At 28.5% G+C, this 18,066-nt stretch carries 21 protein-coding genes; 4 read left to right on the top strand and 17 right to left on the bottom strand.

What is annotated here, in order from left to right:
- Window positions 1-18: 18 nt before the first annotated feature.
- From KGF46_RS01530 to KGF46_RS01465, 14 genes are all read right to left on the bottom strand, one after another.
- Window positions 19-1,005, bottom strand: a complete 987-nt coding sequence (locus KGF46_RS01530; protein WP_227827243.1) for a phage tail protein — start codon at window positions 1,003-1,005, stop codon at window positions 19-21.
- Window positions 1,006-1,704, bottom strand: coding sequence for a putative phage tail protein (locus KGF46_RS01525; protein ID WP_227827242.1), 699 nt, complete (start codon window positions 1,702-1,704; stop codon window positions 1,006-1,008). It lies immediately after the preceding gene.
- Window positions 1,701-2,753: a baseplate J/gp47 family protein gene (locus tag KGF46_RS01520; RefSeq protein WP_227827241.1), complete on the bottom strand. Its 1,053-nt coding sequence runs from the start codon at window positions 2,751-2,753 to the stop codon at window positions 1,701-1,703. Before KGF46_RS01520 ends, KGF46_RS01525 begins: the two co-directional genes overlap by 4 nt.
- Entirely contained in the window at window positions 2,746-3,174 is a 429-nt protein-coding gene (locus KGF46_RS01515) for a DUF2634 domain-containing protein (protein WP_227861756.1), read from the bottom strand. The genes KGF46_RS01520 and KGF46_RS01515 overlap by 8 nt, the downstream gene beginning before the upstream one ends.
- The gene (locus KGF46_RS01510) at window positions 3,174-3,500 is read right to left on the bottom strand and encodes a DUF2577 family protein (RefSeq protein ID WP_227827239.1); all 327 of its coding nucleotides are present in this window, start codon (window positions 3,498-3,500) and stop codon (window positions 3,174-3,176) included. The genes KGF46_RS01515 and KGF46_RS01510 overlap by 1 nt, the downstream gene beginning before the upstream one ends.
- A 15-nt stretch (window positions 3,501-3,515) precedes the next feature.
- Complete coding sequence (locus KGF46_RS01505) at window positions 3,516-5,045, bottom strand: NlpC/P60 family protein (protein ID WP_227861755.1); 1,530 nt, start codon at window positions 5,043-5,045, stop codon at window positions 3,516-3,518.
- Between the two features lie 281 nt (window positions 5,046-5,326).
- Window positions 5,327-5,749 carry a phage baseplate protein gene (locus KGF46_RS01500; RefSeq protein WP_227827237.1) on the bottom strand — a complete coding sequence of 141 codons (423 nt, stop codon included), beginning with the start codon at window positions 5,747-5,749 and terminating at the stop codon, window positions 5,327-5,329.
- Window positions 5,749-8,196 (bottom strand): hypothetical protein, encoded by a 2,448-nt coding sequence (locus KGF46_RS01495; RefSeq protein WP_227827236.1) that lies wholly within the window; start codon window positions 8,194-8,196, stop codon window positions 5,749-5,751. The genes KGF46_RS01500 and KGF46_RS01495 overlap by 1 nt, the downstream gene beginning before the upstream one ends.
- Window positions 8,196-8,363 carry a hypothetical protein gene (locus KGF46_RS01490; RefSeq protein ID WP_074080522.1) on the bottom strand — a complete coding sequence of 56 codons (168 nt, stop codon included), beginning with the start codon at window positions 8,361-8,363 and terminating at the stop codon, window positions 8,196-8,198. The genes KGF46_RS01495 and KGF46_RS01490 overlap by 1 nt, the downstream gene beginning before the upstream one ends.
- Before the next feature lie 26 nt (window positions 8,364-8,389).
- Window positions 8,390-8,836 carry a phage tail assembly chaperone gene (locus KGF46_RS01485; RefSeq protein WP_227827235.1) on the bottom strand — a complete coding sequence of 149 codons (447 nt, stop codon included), beginning with the start codon at window positions 8,834-8,836 and terminating at the stop codon, window positions 8,390-8,392.
- Window positions 8,837-8,925: 89 nt separating this feature from the next.
- Window positions 8,926-9,354: a phage tail tube protein gene (locus KGF46_RS01480; RefSeq protein WP_009896262.1), complete on the bottom strand. Its 429-nt coding sequence runs from the start codon at window positions 9,352-9,354 to the stop codon at window positions 8,926-8,928.
- 13 nt (window positions 9,355-9,367) lie between these two features.
- Window positions 9,368-10,432, bottom strand: a complete 1,065-nt coding sequence (locus KGF46_RS01475; RefSeq protein WP_227854577.1) for a phage tail sheath subtilisin-like domain-containing protein — start codon at window positions 10,430-10,432, stop codon at window positions 9,368-9,370.
- A gap of 4 nt (window positions 10,433-10,436) precedes the next feature.
- Entirely contained in the window at window positions 10,437-10,880 is a 444-nt protein-coding gene (locus KGF46_RS01470; RefSeq protein WP_227850162.1) for a DUF6838 family protein, read from the bottom strand.
- Between the two features lie 251 nt (window positions 10,881-11,131).
- Entirely contained in the window at window positions 11,132-11,572 is a 441-nt protein-coding gene (locus KGF46_RS01465) for a hypothetical protein (protein WP_227841959.1), read from the bottom strand.
- A 469-nt stretch (window positions 11,573-12,041) separates the two neighbouring features.
- Here KGF46_RS01465 and KGF46_RS01460 point away from each other — a divergent pair, with 469 nt between their 5' ends.
- From KGF46_RS01460 to KGF46_RS01450, 3 genes are all read left to right on the top strand, one after another.
- Window positions 12,042-12,362, top strand: coding sequence for an XRE family transcriptional regulator (locus KGF46_RS01460; protein ID WP_227434265.1), 321 nt, complete (start codon window positions 12,042-12,044; stop codon window positions 12,360-12,362).
- An 82-nt stretch (window positions 12,363-12,444) separates the two neighbouring features.
- Window positions 12,445-12,951 (top strand): hypothetical protein, encoded by a 507-nt coding sequence (locus tag KGF46_RS01455; RefSeq protein ID WP_227850161.1) that lies wholly within the window; start codon window positions 12,445-12,447, stop codon window positions 12,949-12,951.
- 709 nt (window positions 12,952-13,660) lie between these two features.
- Window positions 13,661-14,416 carry a peptidylprolyl isomerase gene (locus KGF46_RS01450; protein ID WP_227827479.1) on the top strand — a complete coding sequence of 252 codons (756 nt, stop codon included), beginning with the start codon at window positions 13,661-13,663 and terminating at the stop codon, window positions 14,414-14,416.
- Window positions 14,417-14,564: 148 nt separating this feature from the next.
- Here KGF46_RS01450 and KGF46_RS01445 read toward each other — a convergent pair whose 3' ends face one another.
- The 3 genes from KGF46_RS01445 to KGF46_RS01435 all read right to left on the bottom strand — a co-directional run bounded on the left by KGF46_RS01445 (window position 14,565) and on the right by KGF46_RS01435 (window position 16,953).
- Window positions 14,565-14,993 (bottom strand): CBS domain-containing protein, encoded by a 429-nt coding sequence (locus KGF46_RS01445; protein WP_227434263.1) that lies wholly within the window; start codon window positions 14,991-14,993, stop codon window positions 14,565-14,567.
- 422 nt (window positions 14,994-15,415) lie between these two features.
- Window positions 15,416-15,616, bottom strand: a complete 201-nt coding sequence (locus tag KGF46_RS01440; protein WP_227434262.1) for a cold-shock protein — start codon at window positions 15,614-15,616, stop codon at window positions 15,416-15,418.
- 182 nt (window positions 15,617-15,798) lie between these two features.
- Window positions 15,799-16,953, bottom strand: a complete 1,155-nt coding sequence (locus KGF46_RS01435) for an amidase domain-containing protein (RefSeq protein ID WP_227827229.1) — start codon at window positions 16,951-16,953, stop codon at window positions 15,799-15,801.
- Window positions 16,954-17,203: 250 nt separating this feature from the next.
- Between KGF46_RS01435 and KGF46_RS01430 the strand changes: the two genes are divergently transcribed.
- Window positions 17,204-18,025 carry a pyridoxamine kinase gene (locus KGF46_RS01430; RefSeq protein WP_227850160.1) on the top strand — a complete coding sequence of 274 codons (822 nt, stop codon included), beginning with the start codon at window positions 17,204-17,206 and terminating at the stop codon, window positions 18,023-18,025.
- Window positions 18,026-18,066: the final 41 nt, after the last annotated feature.

Here is an 18,066-nt window from a genome sequence, read left to right as displayed (position 1 = left end):
CAGAACTCCCCCCTTTATTTATCTTATTTCATATGAATACTTATTTAGAGTTATATCTTTTTGTTCTTTTAAATAAGTATTACTAGATTTTGTCTCAACAAAGTTATTATCCATCTCATGTATATATCTAACTCTATTTGCACTAAATGGCAATACCACATCTCTAAAAATCACATTACCCATTTCACCTGTTATACATTTTCTATTTAAATCTAACTTAAGTCCTTCTATAGCTACTATGTTATTTCCATTTGCTAATGTATCATACCAATAACCAGCCTCATCTACAGTTACTTCTGACTCTAATTCTAGGTATATTAATATATCTAGCACTTTTTCAGATAATTTGTTATAGCTATTTTTTAATACTGATATATCAGTTTGTATTTGACCACTTATAACATCATCAAAAGATATGTTTTCTATTTTTTTAACTACCTCATTTATAGCTCCTGATAAATCTTTGGAATCTGTAGTTAATATATTTACATCACCAATGTTTACTTTTATTTCTTTTATATTCTTATCAAACTTATCATCTAAATCTTGAATATCCTTTTGAGTTACAAAAACCAATGTAGGGTCTACTTCTAATGTAATATTTGAAGTATTAGACAGCTGTAAAATCATCTTTACAACTAAATCTTTAATACTTCCATCTTCAGCACGTGGCTTATACGTCTCTGGATATTTGCCTATAGCTATTATATTATTTTCACTATCCAAAACAGCAGCTTCTCTTATCATAAATCCACCAACTGTTCCTGGTAAAATAGTCTCTATAACTATCCAATTAGGATTCTTCTCATCAATTCTTAGAGAATTTATATTTCCTTCCCAAACTACATTCTTTAAAGCAGTTTGCTCTTCTGTCGGCTCATAATATTCTCCATTACTATCTCCAACTTGAAACTTGGTTAATCCTACAAGCTCTCCTAGTGCAGTCGCATTTGCTATTTTTTCTCTACCAATTTTGGTTAATATTATATAAAACTTTTCTTCCAACTATACCACCTCCGATTTAGGATAAACTATTACATTTTCTACACCAGTATTATTTGCAATAGCTATATTAATCTTACAATTACTCTCAATACATTTAATACTTAAAGGATAGACCTTTATTTCTTCTCTACTTATCATTCCAGCTCCGCAATTTACAACAGCGCTACACTTTATAATTGGTTCAAAGTATGGATGAACTTTTACCTCTTCACTGCACACCATACCTCCACCACAATAAACCATACTTTCATCTAATATTATAGGCTCTAGATAATGTAACAAGTGCGCAGGCTTTACCTTTTCAATCATATCACTACAATCTAAAAGAGTTTTATAGTCACAATTATTTGCTATAAAACTCAGTACGAATGTAAACTTATCACTATAAACTTTTATATCTGTTTCTGATTTTGTATATGCCTCACAGATACTTTTTATAACATCAATAGTACTAGTACCTCTGCTTCTCATTTTAGCTTTTATATTGCTACGTCTTGTGTCAAAATCAAGTTCTTTTTTTTCAATGCAGAGTATATCTTCCCACATATCTAATCCCCATGTTGCTGTATCAACAAATAATTGGTTAAAAGTATCATCAATATCTTCTTTAAGAATATTTAATTCTGTATCGTATGCACCTTGTATCTCTTCTACAATGTAATTTCTATCAAATGATGGTAGTTTATCAATTAGCTTCATTGATTTTCCACCTCACTAAAATTAACAGTTGTTACACTAGGTATTTTATCTTCATTAATAGTTATATTGTCTGTACTTCCATTTATAAGTAGGTTACTTAAATCATGTACACCAGCAGTATTTATAAGTATTCCCATGACTTTTGTATAGATTATCTCTCCTCTAATATCTCTAAAGTATGTATTTATACTTTCTAAGAAAGATTCTTTGACATTGTCTAATGTATATCCATCTTCTAGTTTCATTACTGCACTTATATTTATTTCTATTGGTAATGGTGTCACAACTGTTATAGTTGGTCCAATAGGCTTCTCTTCATCTATATGTTGCTGACACCTTTCAATCGTTTCTGTATCAACGGCTTGATTATTTTTCCCAAATATCAAGACCTTAACTGTTCCTGGACCATCCCATCTTGGATAAACCTTAACATTATAGACTCCATCTACTTCCAAAGCCCATTCTTCATAGTGAGCTTTATTTCCACTTGTAGCTTGATTTCTTTGGATTTTATAAAATCTTTCCTTTAGTTCTTCATCCGTCTCTATATCTGTACCACCTTCAAAACTTCTTGTGTTAGTAATCTTTGTAACTCCAGATATATTATCAACTAATTTAAATTCACAATTTGTAGGTAAATTATATTTCTTACCAACTTCTAGAGCTTGAACTGGGCTATTGTCACCTTCTTCACTACCAATAGTTACATCTTTTATTACTACAAATAGTAAATCTCTATATGATATTACTGTGCCATTACTTATTACAGTTCCTTTCTCTCCAATAAATTCAACTTCTCCATTTGACTCTGTACCCAACTTTCTATATACACCAAATTCATTGACTCTTTTATCGAGAAACTGGTTATATGTGTCTTGTATAAAAGCCATTTTATGTATCTTAAAAAGTTCTAGATATATCTTTGAAAGTTCTAGATTATTTCCAGATACCATGTTGCTTAGAAAAGAACCTTCACCCTTATAAATATCAAGCTTAATATTTTCAAGAGTTCTATTTTTTATTACTTCATATGTCTGGTCACTATACATTTATTTCCACCTCCCCATAGATAGTGGATACTTTTACATTTGCACTCAATATGTCTCTGTTAAAGTTAGCACTTTTTACATTTACTTCTAATATATATGGATTTATTAGAAGGGCCTCTTTTATGAATCTACTAGCTTCACTTTCTGTAAGGCCTTTTGTATATTTTTGTCCTATTAGTTCTGAAAGCTCTGTCCCATATTCTAAAGAGTATATCTCATGTTCATATCTATTTGTCTTTATACACTTGTATATCCAAACTTTTAAGGCCTCTTTTTTTTCAATTATTTTAAAGTCACCTTTTTCTAAAACAGGTTCATCTTTTTCAAAATCCCAGGCCACTTCACGAAAGATTGGCAATTCTTCCGTTTTAGGCAAGATATAATCTTCTGGGACACCTATAAAGGGAAATATTGTACTCATTATAAGCTCACCAACTTACTTACAACAGCAAATTTTTCGCCTATTCTAAACATTATTACCATATCTCCAGATTCAAAAGTATCTATAAATGGATTTTTTACTTCATGTTTGTGTTCTTGATTGGTTTCTGTATCAAATGATTCTATCTGTCTATCAAGCATCCAACTATCTATCAAAATATCTTCTTTTTCTAATATGATGTTATTTGTCTCTATTTTTAAATCTGGTAATTTATTTTCAATTTTTCCAATAAAAAAAGAAGGTTGGTTATGATACTTTCCTTCTTCTCTTATTATTCCTATAAATTCATTTATTGGATTAGCCATTATATCACCATCCTTTTATAATACTCTCCTAGCTGTATTAAAATCTTTTCTACTGCTTAACTTACTTATTTTAACTACATCACCTTTTTTTGGAGCATGTAAAAACTCTCCATTGCCTATATATAGTCCAACATGGCTGACTGGATTATGAAAAAATACTAAATCTCCTGCTTGAAGATTTTTTTGTTCTACTTTCTTGCCTTTTTTAGATTGTTGATTTGACGTTCTTGGTAAACTAACATTAACTTTTTTAAAACAATAGACCATTAAACCAGAACAGTCAAAACTACTTGGTCCATTTCCACCCCATTTATAAGGTTTACCTAGATGTTTTTTTGCTTCTGATATTACTATTTTAGCTTTATCAGATACATTACCAGAATAACCACCAATAATAATTTTTCCTTTTCTTCTTCCAAATTTACTAGCTTCTTCAACATTTCCAAATAAAATATCTATGTGGTATGTTCCATTCTTTTCTATGGTTATTGCAGGTCCTACATCATTTACTTTATAGACTCCATCACGACCAGAAACTCCTGTAATTACCTGTATTTCATCTCCATAGTTCAATAGAGGATGTTTATTTAAAAACTCTTTTGTATAATAAGTTTGCTCATATTTACCAACCATAGGAGCAGCACAAGTTTTTTTAGATGGGTCAAGTTTTTTCTTTCTACAATCTGTATCTCCACCTTCTTCTTTTCTAGGACAGTAAGCTGTAAATTCTGCTGTAAACTCTTTTCCCCCTGTATAACCTTCTCCTCCTAAATTACTTTCTTCCTTAGGTTCATCCTGTCCTGCTGATTTTTCATCCATAAGATTTTGAAAATTAAGTTCAAGTTCAATTTGATACTCTCCATTTTGCCAGGTATGCTTATCTGTATCTATATAAAATAGTCCTACAAGCTTTGTATAAGAATCTTTAACTTTTACCCCTCTACCAGTTATACAACTTACATCTCCATAACCTTTAAGAGAACAGCTTTTTTCTATACCTTTAAACTCACTATCCACATCTACATCTTGATTCTCTTGTTGCTGAATTACTTTTTGCATTATTACATTTACTTCTTTAAAAATCTCATTGTCTACTTTTTCGCTAATCTTACTTCCATACTGGTCTACCACTATCACCTTATTTTTTACATTTTCCATGCTTTCCGAAAAAGTAGTATTTATAATATTGAATCCCTCTTCAAACGTAACGCTTAATGTAACAGTTCCTTTTTCAATAACATTAAACTTATCTAAATTGGCTTCTATCATATACTTTTTCTTTGTCTTTTTACTTGCCTCTGTATATGCACTCATTATCGTGTCATATCCATTTACTCCTATAAACATCTTAGTATACTTAACATTAGTCTTTGCTATTGTACCAACTGCAAGCTTATTTTCAGCAAATACTTGCTTTGCTATATCTTCAACTAACTTGTCTTTAAAATTGTATGACACTTCACTTTGTGTAAGTAGAAATCCCATATCTTTGGATACAAAACTAATTTCATTACTACTTGAATCTTTAGACCTATTAATTATCATTCCTCTAAAAAGCTCTTTCTCATCTAAATAAAAACAAATCGTACTAGCTATTGGTATATCTATTTGTTGAAAATTCACATCAAAAGAGGATTGGATTATTGAAAACTCTAGAGTTCTTGATGGAGATTTATAATCACCTGACCAAGAAACTTTATCTACTATATCAGTTATATCATATATACTTCCATTTTTTATGTGTACCCAAATTTTAATAATAAAAAATCACCTGCCTTTTCATTTAACTCTATCAGCAGTTATTTACAACTTATTACCCATAATAGCTATTTTTTTGGAGTTACCTTTGGTATTTTTATTCTTTTATACTCTTTTAAGTCTAATGTGAAATACACATCTCGAGTCCCATCTCTTTCTTCATAGTTAAATCCCTCAATTATGACCTCCATATTTATATTTGTTTCTGTAATTGTAAACCTTAATATAAGCCCTTCATTCATCCATTTTTCAATCTTATTTACACAGTCATATGGCGATGGAAAACCTGTATAATCACAGAAAGTATAGTCTTTATTTGGAAAAAAACTTGACATTGAAATACTTTTAAGAGCTACACCTCCAAAAGTCGCTATCTCACCTATTTTGAGTATACTAGAAGAGTTTACAGCAGCTTTTCCATTAATACTAAAGGAAGATGGAAATACTGGAAATCTAAATCTATCTTCTGCTTGTCTAAGCCACATTTCCATTATAATACACCTCCCAATTGTGCCATTTTTATACTTGAAACTAATTTTGATGTAACTTTTTCTATGTCAGCTTCTTCTCTAATTACTATTGTATCAGCTAACTTGGCTATGCTTATATTTCCACCACTTTTTCCGCTTCTATATTGATTGGCTTCTTGTTTAGTTAGAACCATTTCCCCCTCATGAAGCCTTGTTGGGTAGTCATTATAAGGTACATAATTTAATCCAAAGGCATTTCCAAACAATGCATTTATATCAGGATTTGTACCTGAATCATGAGCTAATCCACTGTCCATACCTTCTTTTTCATATTTCTTTCTTCTCTCTGTAATATATTTACCTATTTTAGCAGTTATAGGGCTTTCATTTATAGACTTAACCATCTTCTTCCATGAATCGCAAATTAAATTTATAAAATCAGATAAGTTTTTTAATGCATCAAGAAAAGAATCTAAAAGTGGCTCCAAAAACTTCCATGCCTCTTCTAAAATTGGACCTAATGTTTCCCATACAGTTTTCCATACATTACCCATAGTTTCAATAAAATAATTTATTTGTGGAGCATGCTCTCCTAAAAAGGTAAAGATTCTCGTAATAATGGGACTAACAGCCTCAACTACAGGTCCTATCAACTGAAATGCTGTAGTTACTATCGTACCAAATATGCTTATTAACCCTTGTGCAATTGGTGATTTATTGTTTATACTGTCTAGTAAATTATTTACTAAGTTTACTACTGGTAATAATGAATCTATCAGTGCAGTAAAGTCAATATTTTGTAATAGGGTACTTCCTGTGTTAACAATTGCTTTTGGAGCATTCCCTATCATTCTTGCTGCACTATTTTCAAAATTTTCTTGTTTATTTTCAGCCATCATTTTACGTTTTTCAACTTCACTAGAAAGTCTAAATTGAGTAGAATCAGGAATCCTTTTTTTATTCTTTATACTTCTAAATTGCATTTGTTCATCTTTATTACTAGTAATTCCTCTACCATTCACTACATTACCTATCTTTTCAGCCATTCTTTTAGATAGACTAGCTAAATTTGATAACCCACTTTCTATAAAAGTTTTTATTTTCTTTATTCCTTGACCTAAAATATCATCGAAAGGTTTAACAATACTCTTCAAACCATTATTAATACTTGTTTGAGCAGCAGCTATTATACCTGGTATTGTTTCACTCATTTCTTTAGCTAGTCCCATTTGCTTTATACTTATACCTTCCAATGCTTCATCAAAAGTTTTATAATTTTCTCCTACCAAAGTATTAAGAGATTCCATATTACCCTTTGCTGCACTTAAAAAAGCTGCTGATACATCTTGTGTGCTACTTGTATCCATATTTAAAGCTCTAACATCTACCATAGCCTGAGTTATATCTTCTTCTTTTTTACCCCCAGTAATATTACTAATCATTTTAGCTTTAGTTCCCATTGCAACAACATCTTCAGGATCAAAAGGTGTATCATTTGCCATATCTACTAAACGATCATAATACTTATCAACATCTTTTTTACTAGTACTCCCAGTATTTCTTTTCATTACACTTTCTAGGACAACTTTCTGATTTTGCTCTTGACCAAGTAAGTCAACACCCTTTTTCACAGCAACACTTATAGTAGCACCATTTGTTAAATCTGATATCTTCCCCTTTATAGAACTAAGTATTCCACTCGCCATATCCTTTACAGCTATTGCACCTGTCCATACCTTCCCTGCAAACAATCTCAACTTAGGAAATACCTTACTTATAATACTACTTGCCATATCTTTAAGATTAACAATTCCTTGCCAGCTATTTTTAATAAAGTATTTCAATTTTTCCAAGAGATTACTTACAACACCCTTAGCTGTATCCTTTATTTTTATTACAACTGGCCATGCTTTGTCACTAATCTTTTTTAACTTTTCAAGTACTTTACCAAGTGCCTTTTTTGCACTTGAATTTTCTATCTTTAGCCTTATATTAGAAGCAAGGCTTCTTAAGAAACTTATTTTTGAATTAGCTTTTTCAATCTCTTTAGCTTTAAAATCAAATATTATTATAATTTTGGCATTTGAGTTCAATTCATTTTTCTTTTGAATCAGCTTACTGAAATAATCAATAATCATAGCTATAGTTACTGCTAGTCTCATAATACTTCCATTTAAACTTCCAATCGTTCCTGAAGTAGCATTTATACTAGAACTTAACTTTGTCATAGTGGAACTTGCACTACTAGCAGTAGTCTGAACTTTTCTTAAAGAAGAATTCAAACTATTTAATCTACTACTTGCACTTCCAATAGAATTTTTTATACTACTAGCCATCACATTAGTTGAAAGTGAAACCGCCACAGTTGCTCTTCTAAAAGTATCCGTTACTGATATAATTTGATTCATCTTTGGAGTGTAATTATCTGTAAGATACATATTTATACCTTCTTCTCTTACATTACCCACTATATACCACCTCCCGTCAAAGGACAAACTCCATATCCATGCTTCATTTTCTCAACTTCTTCCTCAATTTCTAAGGCGAAAAAAGCTTCAATAAGCTTTAATTCGCCTTTATCCATTGCATAAAAAAGGGACGGTCTAATACCTTTTTTCTTCCAATAATAATACATTATTGTCGTTTTAGTATCCGTCCCTATTAGTTTTTTACCTCTTCTATTACTGCATTTTTACCATAACCCATTACATCTTGAAGGATTCTGTATAAATTAGTAATTTCGCCTGGTAACAATAGCTTTCTCGCTAATTCCTTTGGAGTTGGAGCCTTAAATTTATCCATTAACTCCTTATTTTTAAATAAAAGATTTCCATCTAAATCACATATACCTTCTATAACTGTAAGCATCTGCATTTCTGGTAAATCTATATCTGTTTTCATATTCTCATCAATTTTAAGACATATATTTTGTATCTCTTCATCTTTACTTATTGTCAATGCTCTACACATTACTTTAAACTCTTGGCCAAATATATTAGATAATCTTTTTAGTTCAACTATAGTACTTGGTCTTTCTAAATTTTCTGTATCTGCATTTAAAAGTAAGTCTACTATATTTACATTTTTTGGTAATCCATTTTCACTCATTATTATTTACTCCTTTATCAATCAATTTCTATTCACTGACTGTCTATGTTTATTAACTACATTTATATATATTAACTATCCATACAAAACTAAATTATATCAAGGAAGTCATACTCAGTAAATGTAAAAGGAGCTTCTATTTCTCCTTTTACTCCAACTTCCCAATCAGCTAAAGTTAAATCATCAAAAGCTATGTTTTTTACTGCTATTCTTTCCGCTCCATAAGAATCTGGGTCATTTAGCTTAGATATAGCTACAAATCTAGGTTCAGAACCTCTTTTTATTTTCTCTCCAATTAACTTATGCATTCTTGAGCTAACATGATATAAAGTTATTGAACCTTTCCCTTTGTATCCCATATACTTCGTATCAGTTCCCATTTGACCTGCTATTATAATATCTTCTTTTGTAAATTCCATCTTTGCTTGAAATTTCTTTACTTCCGCTACTTTATCTCCATCAAGCCAAAGTTCTCCCCAAGTACCACTCATTACATTTCTAGCTTCCATATTTGCCATATTAACAATCCTCCTATATTTCTATTGATAAATCTATATCTTCCATAGCATCTAGTGCTTTTATTGTTGCTTTTAAAAATACTTTAGAGCCAGTATTAGCTTCTTTTATTTCTTGTGAAGTCATATAAGATAAATCTATTCCCTTTGATTTCAGATACGATTTTTGTGCTTCAAAATCTATTTCAACAGTAGAATTGGACTCTATAAGAGCAGATTTTTCTAGTTCTTCTAAATAACTTTTTATAGATACTATTAATAGACATTTATTATCGTAACTATTAGTAACTTTTCCTATATAGTCATCTATAATTACCTTTCTTATATCACTATGTATAATATCCAAAGTGTCAACTATCTTGATTTTTTGGAACATCTCTCCTTTTTCTTCAGTTAAATCAGTTAAAGAATTTATTCCTCTAGCAATTCTTATAGCTCCAGCTTCTTTAATAAGAATAAGCTCTCCATTATTAACTTTTGACTCTGCATCGGCTTTAGTAATTTTAGGTATATCAACAACATCACTAAGCTTAGTATAAGTTATTGATTGACTTAAAGGTGTCCCTGTTATAATACCAGCTATCCTACTCGTAAACTCATCAGCACTATACTTCTTTGTTCCAACTAGTGCATCTTCTGTAGTAAAATTAATTATTCCCTCATGATTTCCTGCAACTTTGCCCAATATAGCTTTAACTTTAACTTTGTCTGTATCTCTAAGTTTAATTATCCAGCTTTTGATAACAGTCTTATCAGCTTCTATTGCTTTAGGCATGCATAAATAATTAAATTCTTTAGTTTCTAAAAAGTCTAAGGCACTTTGAACCTCTTCCTCTTCTCCTAGCACATAAACTAATACTTTATTTGGTGCATTGACATTTCCCATCAAAGCCATATTTATATAGTCTTTATTTTCAACAGATAAATCAGCTGGTATATCTTCTTTTTCATGTATTTCATTGAATCCTAGTGCTTTGGTATCTTTAAGCACTATTGCAATTATTCCTCTAGCTGAACGCTCTTTAACAGTTGTAGCTAGCTCCTTAAATGATATATTGATACTTGGTAATCCCATAGCCATACTATCACTCTCCTAAGTTTAAATTTATTTCTTCCATATTTTCATATACTTCTTCTTCCTCATATATACTATCAAGAAAGTTTAATGTAATTGAAAAGTTCAATGTATAAATTGACTCTTCTTTTTTAATACTTTGTTCAATTTTAGTTATATTTAATTTTCTATTTCTTACATTTACAGTTCTATTAAATAGTTTATCAAGTTCATCTGAAACTTCATACATTCTTATATTATTTGATTGTGGTCTTGGTAAATATTTTATAGACATAACAACATCTTTGTTGTTTGTCTTTAACATTATGGGTGTACAAATAGCTGATACCATACTTACAAAAAAACAAGACCCTTCAGAGCCTTGCACACTTTCATCATCAATAAAAATACTTTCATCAAAACTTTTTTTAAGTATATCAATAATTGTTTCTAATATTTCTTTGTATTTAAGCAAATAATCACCACTCTATCACTAAATATTTTTTTACTTAATGTGACAATCTTCTTATGAGTAGCATAAGTAATTTTTAAAGATACATCTAATTTCTCTATTGTTATGCTCCCTCTATATTTTTAGGTAATATCATATTTTTCAATTCCTCACCTCCCTCACTGTAGATTTCTTTCACAATAACATTATCTCACATATTTTAGGGGCTGTTGTTGCTATAGTGTGTATAAAGTGTTGTAAAAGTGTTATGTTTTTTATAATATTTCACTTAGCTTACAAATCATCTTTTTCTTTAAGTTGTAGCAAGAAGTTCTATCTAAATGCAATTTCATAGAAATATATGTCATGTTATTTTTTGTCTTACTATTATAGAATAGATTAAAAAATTCCATTTCCATATCATTTAGACAAGTTAGAGCATTTTCTATTTTTTCCTTTTCTATTTCTATATCATCTTTTTCCATTTTTAATTTTCTTAATCTCTCCTCTTTTTTTACAACTTCATTTTCAACAGAAGAGCTTATATTATATGTAGTACTAGTCTTTTCAGTATAAACTACAGCTCCACATCCAAAGTATTCATTTTCACATCTTTTTATATCTAGGTTAATATTCTTTATTTTTACATCCAAATACTTGTAGTTATGTAATCTTTCATCTATTTCCTTAAGTAATATATCTTTTTTATTATCCATTATATTTCTCCTTTTTATATTTTATTGTCTTTAGCTTTAACTTTATAATGATAGTTTCTAATCAATAGTCTTATTGCAAATTCCACAACCTTTAAAGAACATTTTGTTCTATATATATTTAAAAAATTTTATCTATATTTTGTTCTAAAATAACAGAATTTTTTTATGCAAAATGAATCATAAATTTTTATGTTTCTTTCTATTCTTGATACATAATTATTTGTAATTCCTACTTTTTTCAAGTTTAGCTTGTGCCAGACTCATAGACTCTCTGTAATCTTTTAAATTATTTTTAAACATGCTTTTCTCCTCCTAGTATAATTAAGAATATTTTGTTCTTATCTATTACCATTATATAGAATTGTTTGTTCTTTATCAATATTTTTTTAGAAAAAATTATTCTTTTTTATTTTATCAGTTTTAATTTTTAGAACAATTTGTTATAATTTATACATAAGGTGGTGTTATAATGTTTGCCAAAAGATTAAGAGAACTTAGAAAGGAATTTGGATTTACTCAAAGAGAACTTGGTGAAAAAGTAGGAGTTTCTCAAAGAGTTTTAGGATACTATGAAACAGAAAACAGATTTCCTGATGAACATATTTTAAATAAATTGGCTGATGTATTTAATGTATCAGTTGATTACCTTCTTGGAAGAACCTTGGTTAAGGAAAATATTGACACTGTTGCGGCACATAGAAAAAATCCACATGAAGACTTGCCTGAAGAAGCTCAAGAACAACTTAATGATTATATAGAATTTTTACTAAATAAATATAAAAAAAAATAAACTATATAATGAGCAGATTTATTTCTCTGCTCTTTTAATATAACTTTTCATCAAACATACATTCTATATTAGGGGGATTTTTATGAATAATTTGGATAAACTTTTTGAATTAGCTTCTCAAGAAGAGATAGTAATTCATTATACCACTCATATTGCAGGTGACTTAGAAGGATTATATATAAACAGGCATGGTATAAAAGTTATATCATTACTCAATAACTTAAAACAAAATACCAATAAACTTACATCCATATTAGCAGAGGAGCTTGGACATCATTTCACTAGTTTTGGATACTATATATCCTCTTATAACGATTATTACACAAAAATCATTATAGACAAATGTGAAAATAAAGCTTTAAAATGGGCTTGTGAATTTTTAATTACAGAAGAAGATATAATAAATATAATTAATTCTGGTATTACTTGCGTTTATGAAATGGCTGACATACTTAATGTAGATATCAAATTTTTTCAAAAAAGATTGGAATTCTTATCATTAAAAAAACAAGCTTTACCACTTGGTAATAATAAATATCTTGTATTAACTAATTTGCCATATTTCTACATATTTGATCCAATTTCATAATAAAATGGTAGTAATTTTAATTGACTTAATAGCAAAAATCTATATATTTATTTTAGCAAATTTTGGTTTCTATAAACTCAATATTAATATATAATAATGATAGCACATTATTTAAAATTCTAAAAACAAATACATGCTTTTTTAAGAAAGGTTGTTTGATGAATGTATAAAGAAAAGTTTTTTGATAATTATTTTAAGTTCTTAGCACTATTTTTTTGGCCAATTATGTGGTATAAGTGGATAGTAATTTCAAATGGTACTCTTGAAAATACATTATTTACTGCTTATACAATTGTTGCAATTATTTACATCATTTTATACTCAATATTTATAATAAAATATAAAGACATTACACAAATAGATTTCTTTTACAGGATAAGCACTTTACTTGCATTTATATTTACTCTTTTTAGTTTCTTGATATATCCAAAGAGTTTATTTTTCTTGTATCTAAAGATAGTTTTTACTGGAATATATTTTTATTATTCAATAGTAAAAACACTTAAATTTAAACATGAAGAAGGAATAGTGGGAATTATGGCCTCAATTCTATTGATTGTAATCACCTTGTTCTATTAAATCTAAGTCTATTTGACTTAATATGACTTTAAATGTTAGACATATACATCGTTTTCTGATATTATTTAAGTTGGTAGCTTTATATTAATAATGAAATACACTATAAAAGGAGTTAACTATTATGGAAAATATGGAAAAACAAGTTTTAGTAACAGTTGGAGAAAAAGAGATAACTAATATCGATATTGAAAATGCATTAAAATCATTAGACCCTTATCAAGCAATGCAATTTAAAACTGAAGAAGGAAAAAAACATTTATTAAATGATTTAGTAAACCAAGAACTATTCTTCTTAGATGCTAAGGAAGAAAAATTAGATGAAGAAGAAGTATTTAAATTAGAAATGAAAAAGATAGAAGCAAATGTATTAAAGCAATTTGCTATAAATAAAGTTTTATCTAGTGTTGATGTAACAGAAGATGAAAAAGTAAAATTCTTTGAAGCTAATAAGAGCTCTTTTTCTAAACCAGAAAGCGCAACTGCTAAACATATACTAGTAGATAGTGATGAAAAAGCTAAAGAAATACTTGCTCAAATAAAATCAGAAGAAATATCTTTTGAAGATGCTGCTATTAAACATTCTTCTTGCCCATCTAAAGATATGGGTGGTGATTTAGGAACATTCGGTAGAGGACAAATGGTTCCTGAGTTTGAAGAAGCTGTATTCTCTATGGCTAAAGGTGAAGTAAGTGAGCCAGTTAAAACTCAATTTGGATACCATATAATAAAGTTAGAAGACCTTCAAGAAAGTACAGAATCTACATTTGATGAAGTTGAAGCTGAAGTTGAAAAAAGTTTATTATACCAAAAACAAAATGAAGTTTATGGAAATAAAATAAATGCTCTTAACGCTAAATATGGAAATCTTGTAAAATACAACGACTAATAATAAAACAACAGATAAAAAAAGCTGTCTTATCTATAATTCTTAGAAAAGACAGCTTTTATATTAAAGTTTAAGAATTTAATTTCATATTATTATTCTTTTATTACAAAGAATAGAAGTAGAAACTTGAAAAGTTTCAAAAAATTTTCTAATTATCATCTGCTAAATTTTTATATCCACGTATTATCTCATAACAATAACCTATTACATCTCTTCTTTTTATTATTCCAATAAATGTATCTTGGTCATCTATAACAGGAATAAAATTTTGATTTAAAGATTTTATTACTAAATCTTCAATGTCTGCATTGATGGAAACAGGAGAATTATCCATTTTTCTATTGATATCTGTTACTGGAACATCTTCCAATCCTTTTAGGTCCAGATTTAAGTCGTTTTTTAATGTCCATAAAAAATCACCTTCTGTTATAGTTCCAATATATTTACCCTCTTTGCTTATTATTGGAATCGCAGAGTATTTGTGATATTCCATTTTTTCTAGGGCTTGCCTTATAGTGTAGTCTTCATATATATATGCTACTTCACTTTTTGGTGTTAGAAAGAATAATATGTTCATTACACTACCCACCGTTACCGAAAACTTACAAATATTATCCAATATTTATAATGTTACTTTTTTGCAGTAACTTTCTCCTTTCTCATTTTCTAAGTATTTTTTAGATACTATACGCTGTAACAAGCGTTTTTCTTTTAATAGCTTTAAATGTCTATGCTTTATTAATATTTTTGTATGGTCTATCAGCGTCACTTATTCTTTTTATAGAAAATTAACTAGAGATTAATTGACTTAAACTTAGCCATAATAATTTTACTCTACACTATTAATTTTAACATATTTATCTTATTATTAATGCCTTTATTTTAATAATTTTAATTTATTTTGAAATTAATTTAGTTTCCAAAAAACTGAAAAAACCGCTAAACGATTAGCGGCTTATCTGTCATATTACTAGAATACTAATATATATGAATTTTTAATTATAATCTAACTACATTAGCAGCTTGAGGACCTTTAGCTCCATCTACTACTTCGAATTCAACACTTTGTCCTTCTTCTAATGATTTGTATCCATCTCCTGTTATAGCTGAGAAATGTACGAAAACATCTCCTTCACCTTCTACAGATATAAATCCAAATCCTTTTTCATTGTTAAACCATTTAACTACACCAGTTTTCATTAATAAATCCTCCTAAAAAAACACAATTATTTAGCTACTATTTCCTGTAACCTTATTACTACTTTATCACATATAGCTATGTTTGTCAATTATTATTATTTTTATACATTAATAAGCATTTTTTTTAATTTATAATATTAAATCATTGTTATCTTTTATACTTTATTTTTCTTTATACATTTTTAATAGTTTATTTTTATTATATGGAATCTTATAGATTTATCACTCCAACCTAAATCCCATGGCACAAGCATTCTATCAGTATTATGACAGGTTACCAAAGGATATCCTCTTGAATCCAATCCTGTTACAGTTGAAACATGTGTTATTCTACCTTTTTTTTCATATCCTACAAAATCTCCAGGACGTAGATTATAAGCTTCTTTGTAAACATCTTCGTAAGAACCTTTAGCTATTAATGAGCCTCTTCCACTATAGAGAGCATAATTTTTAAAAGCTTGTGCATTTACCCATGCTTTTGTTCCTGCTCTTTCACTATAATTCCAAATTGAATTTTTCTTAAACTTTCCACTTTCAAACATTATCTGTGATGCAAAGTTGGCACAATCTCCACCTTCTGGATTATAATCTCTATAATTTGGATTAAACTTCATACCATGTTCTTCGTCTGCTGCTGCTCCACAGTATTTATGTGCATAATCTATAGCCTTCTTTTGCTCCTCTGTGAGCTGTAGCTCTACAGCATTTTGTTGACCAATATAGCTTCTTATATCATCAGATTTTATATTTTCTAAATTTAAAGAATCTGCAAAAGGGTCTGTATACCACTCTTTAGTTATGACATATTGATTATCTATGATTTTTACATTTAGATAATGATATGTACCTATTCTAAATGCATTTTCTTTGTCCTTTTGATTTTCATATGAGTACTTATACTCAGTTGATACAGAACATATTATGCCATATAAGTCTTTTTCTTTTTCTTTTATTTTTTTAACTTTGACTCTTGTTTTTATATCTTTAAACTTTACACCTTGTTTACTAGACCAATTTTCTAAATACTTCATCTTTTTTACTTCATTTTCATAAGCCCAAAGACCAAACTTTTTTTCTGTCTCATAAAGGCCTTTTAAAATATTTTCATTTTTCTCCAATATTGCCTTATTTCTGTAGTCAAATAAATTTTCAAGCAATAGCTTATACTGGTCTTTTACATCATCACCTTCAACAGTAGCAGATTCTATAACTTTTTCTTTCATATTTTTCATACTTAAATCATTAATTAAAAATACACCTGCTGTAGTAGCTAAAGATAAAAATACAAATGCCATTATACCTTTGATGTACTTATTTTTATTTTTCAGTATTTTCAAAGCTACACCTCCCAAATAGTACACCTTACGAATAAATTCACAAAAAAGCTGTTATTATATATAATAATTTTCATATTTAATAATTCTCTATCTTATTATGTCCAATATTAAAAATTAATTGTATTGATACACTGTTTTTTTTACAAATTTTTATTTTATAATCTACTTTTTTCTTTTTTTTATAGTAATATATATGTATATAAATATTTTGTTATCATTATGATTAATACATACTAATGGAGGGTTTTTTATGCAAAAAAAAGTCGCAGCAATTAATGACTTATCTGGAATAGGAAAATGTTCATTATCAGTTGCTATACCTATACTTTCAGCATTAAAGGTTCAATGTTGTCCATTTCCAACAGCTATACTTTCAAGTCAAACTGGTTATCCTGAGTTTACATTTTTAGATTGTACTGATGAGATGGTAAAATATTCAACTGTTTGGAAAAATTTAAAAGTCAACTTTGACAGTATATATAGTGGTTTTTTAGGTTCAAAACATCAAATTGAAATAGTGGCAAATTTTATAAATGATTATCCAAATGCTTTTATTGTAGTTGACCCTGTAATGGGTGATAATGGAATTATGTATCCAATCTTTACAGAAGAAATGAGACATGAAATTAAAGAATTAGTTAGACATTCAGATTTAACTACTCCTAATTTAACAGAAGCCTGTTTCTTAACTGGAAATGACTATACAAAAAAGGATTATAATAGAGATGAACTTATAAATATTGCAAAGTCTGTATCTTCTTTAGGACCTAGTAAGGTTGTAATCACAGGCATATTAGAAGATGATAATATATTAAATTTAGCTTATGATAGAGATACTGACCATGTATTTTTTACATCAGTTAAATACAATAATTGCTCTTATAGTGGAACAGGAGACATATTTACATCTATACTTTGTGGTATGTTAGTGAATAAATATGATTTGGGAATGGCTGTTAATATAGCAACTGACTTTATATATAAAACTATAAATTACACATCTCAATTTGATACCAATAGAAATGATGGGGTTATGTTTGAAAACTTTTTATCAGATTTAACTAGTATATAAAATTCAAAAAAATTATCCATTTTGCAAATACCTATAATATA

Origin of the sequence: Clostridioides sp. ZZV14-6153, assembly GCF_020657855.1 — a bacterium.
Lineage (GTDB): Bacteria > Bacillota > Clostridia > Peptostreptococcales > Peptostreptococcaceae > Clostridioides.
Note: the sequence above shows the minus strand (reverse complement) of the source record. Positions and strands in the feature narration are given on the sequence as shown.

Bases quoted from the DNA above. Each gene is read 5' to 3' on its own strand.
- KGF46_RS01520 (WP_227827241.1), bottom strand. From the start codon at position 2,753: ATGTATAGTGACCAGACATATGAAGTAATAAAAAATAGAACTCTTGAA.
- KGF46_RS01490 (WP_074080522.1), bottom strand. From the start codon at position 8,363: ATGTATTATTATTGGAAGAAAAAAGGTATTAGACCGTCCCTTTTTTAT.
- KGF46_RS01480 (WP_009896262.1), bottom strand. From the start codon at position 9,354: ATGGCAAATATGGAAGCTAGAAATGTAATGAGTGGTACTTGGGGAGAA.
- KGF46_RS01450 (WP_227827479.1), top strand. From the start codon at position 13,661: ATGGAAAAACAAGTTTTAGTAACAGTTGGAGAAAAAGAGATAACTAAT.
- KGF46_RS01440 (WP_227434262.1), bottom strand. From the start codon at position 15,616: ATGAAAACTGGTGTAGTTAAATGGTTTAACAATGAAAAAGGATTTGGA.
- KGF46_RS01500 (WP_227827237.1), bottom strand. From the start codon at position 5,749: ATGGAAATGTGGCTTAGACAAGCAGAAGATAGATTTAGATTTCCAGTA.
- KGF46_RS01475 (WP_227854577.1), bottom strand. From the start codon at position 10,432: ATGGCTATGGGATTACCAAGTATCAATATATCATTTAAGGAGCTAGCT.
- KGF46_RS01515 (WP_227861756.1), bottom strand. From the start codon at position 3,174: ATGAGTACAATATTTCCCTTTATAGGTGTCCCAGAAGATTATATCTTG.
- KGF46_RS01510 (WP_227827239.1), bottom strand. From the start codon at position 3,500: ATGGCTAATCCAATAAATGAATTTATAGGAATAATAAGAGAAGAAGGA.
- KGF46_RS01525 (WP_227827242.1), bottom strand. From the start codon at position 1,704: ATGAAGCTAATTGATAAACTACCATCATTTGATAGAAATTACATTGTA.
- KGF46_RS01465 (WP_227841959.1), bottom strand. From the start codon at position 11,572: ATGGATAATAAAAAAGATATATTACTTAAGGAAATAGATGAAAGATTA.
- KGF46_RS01485 (WP_227827235.1), bottom strand. From the start codon at position 8,836: ATGAGTGAAAATGGATTACCAAAAAATGTAAATATAGTAGACTTACTT.
- KGF46_RS01430 (WP_227850160.1), top strand. From the start codon at position 17,204: ATGCAAAAAAAAGTCGCAGCAATTAATGACTTATCTGGAATAGGAAAA.
- KGF46_RS01445 (WP_227434263.1), bottom strand. From the start codon at position 14,993: ATGAACATATTATTCTTTCTAACACCAAAAAGTGAAGTAGCATATATA.
- KGF46_RS01460 (WP_227434265.1), top strand. From the start codon at position 12,042: ATGTTTGCCAAAAGATTAAGAGAACTTAGAAAGGAATTTGGATTTACT.
- KGF46_RS01505 (WP_227861755.1), bottom strand. From the start codon at position 5,045: ATGATAATTAATAGGTCTAAAGATTCAAGTAGTAATGAAATTAGTTTT.
- KGF46_RS01455 (WP_227850161.1), top strand. From the start codon at position 12,445: ATGAATAATTTGGATAAACTTTTTGAATTAGCTTCTCAAGAAGAGATA.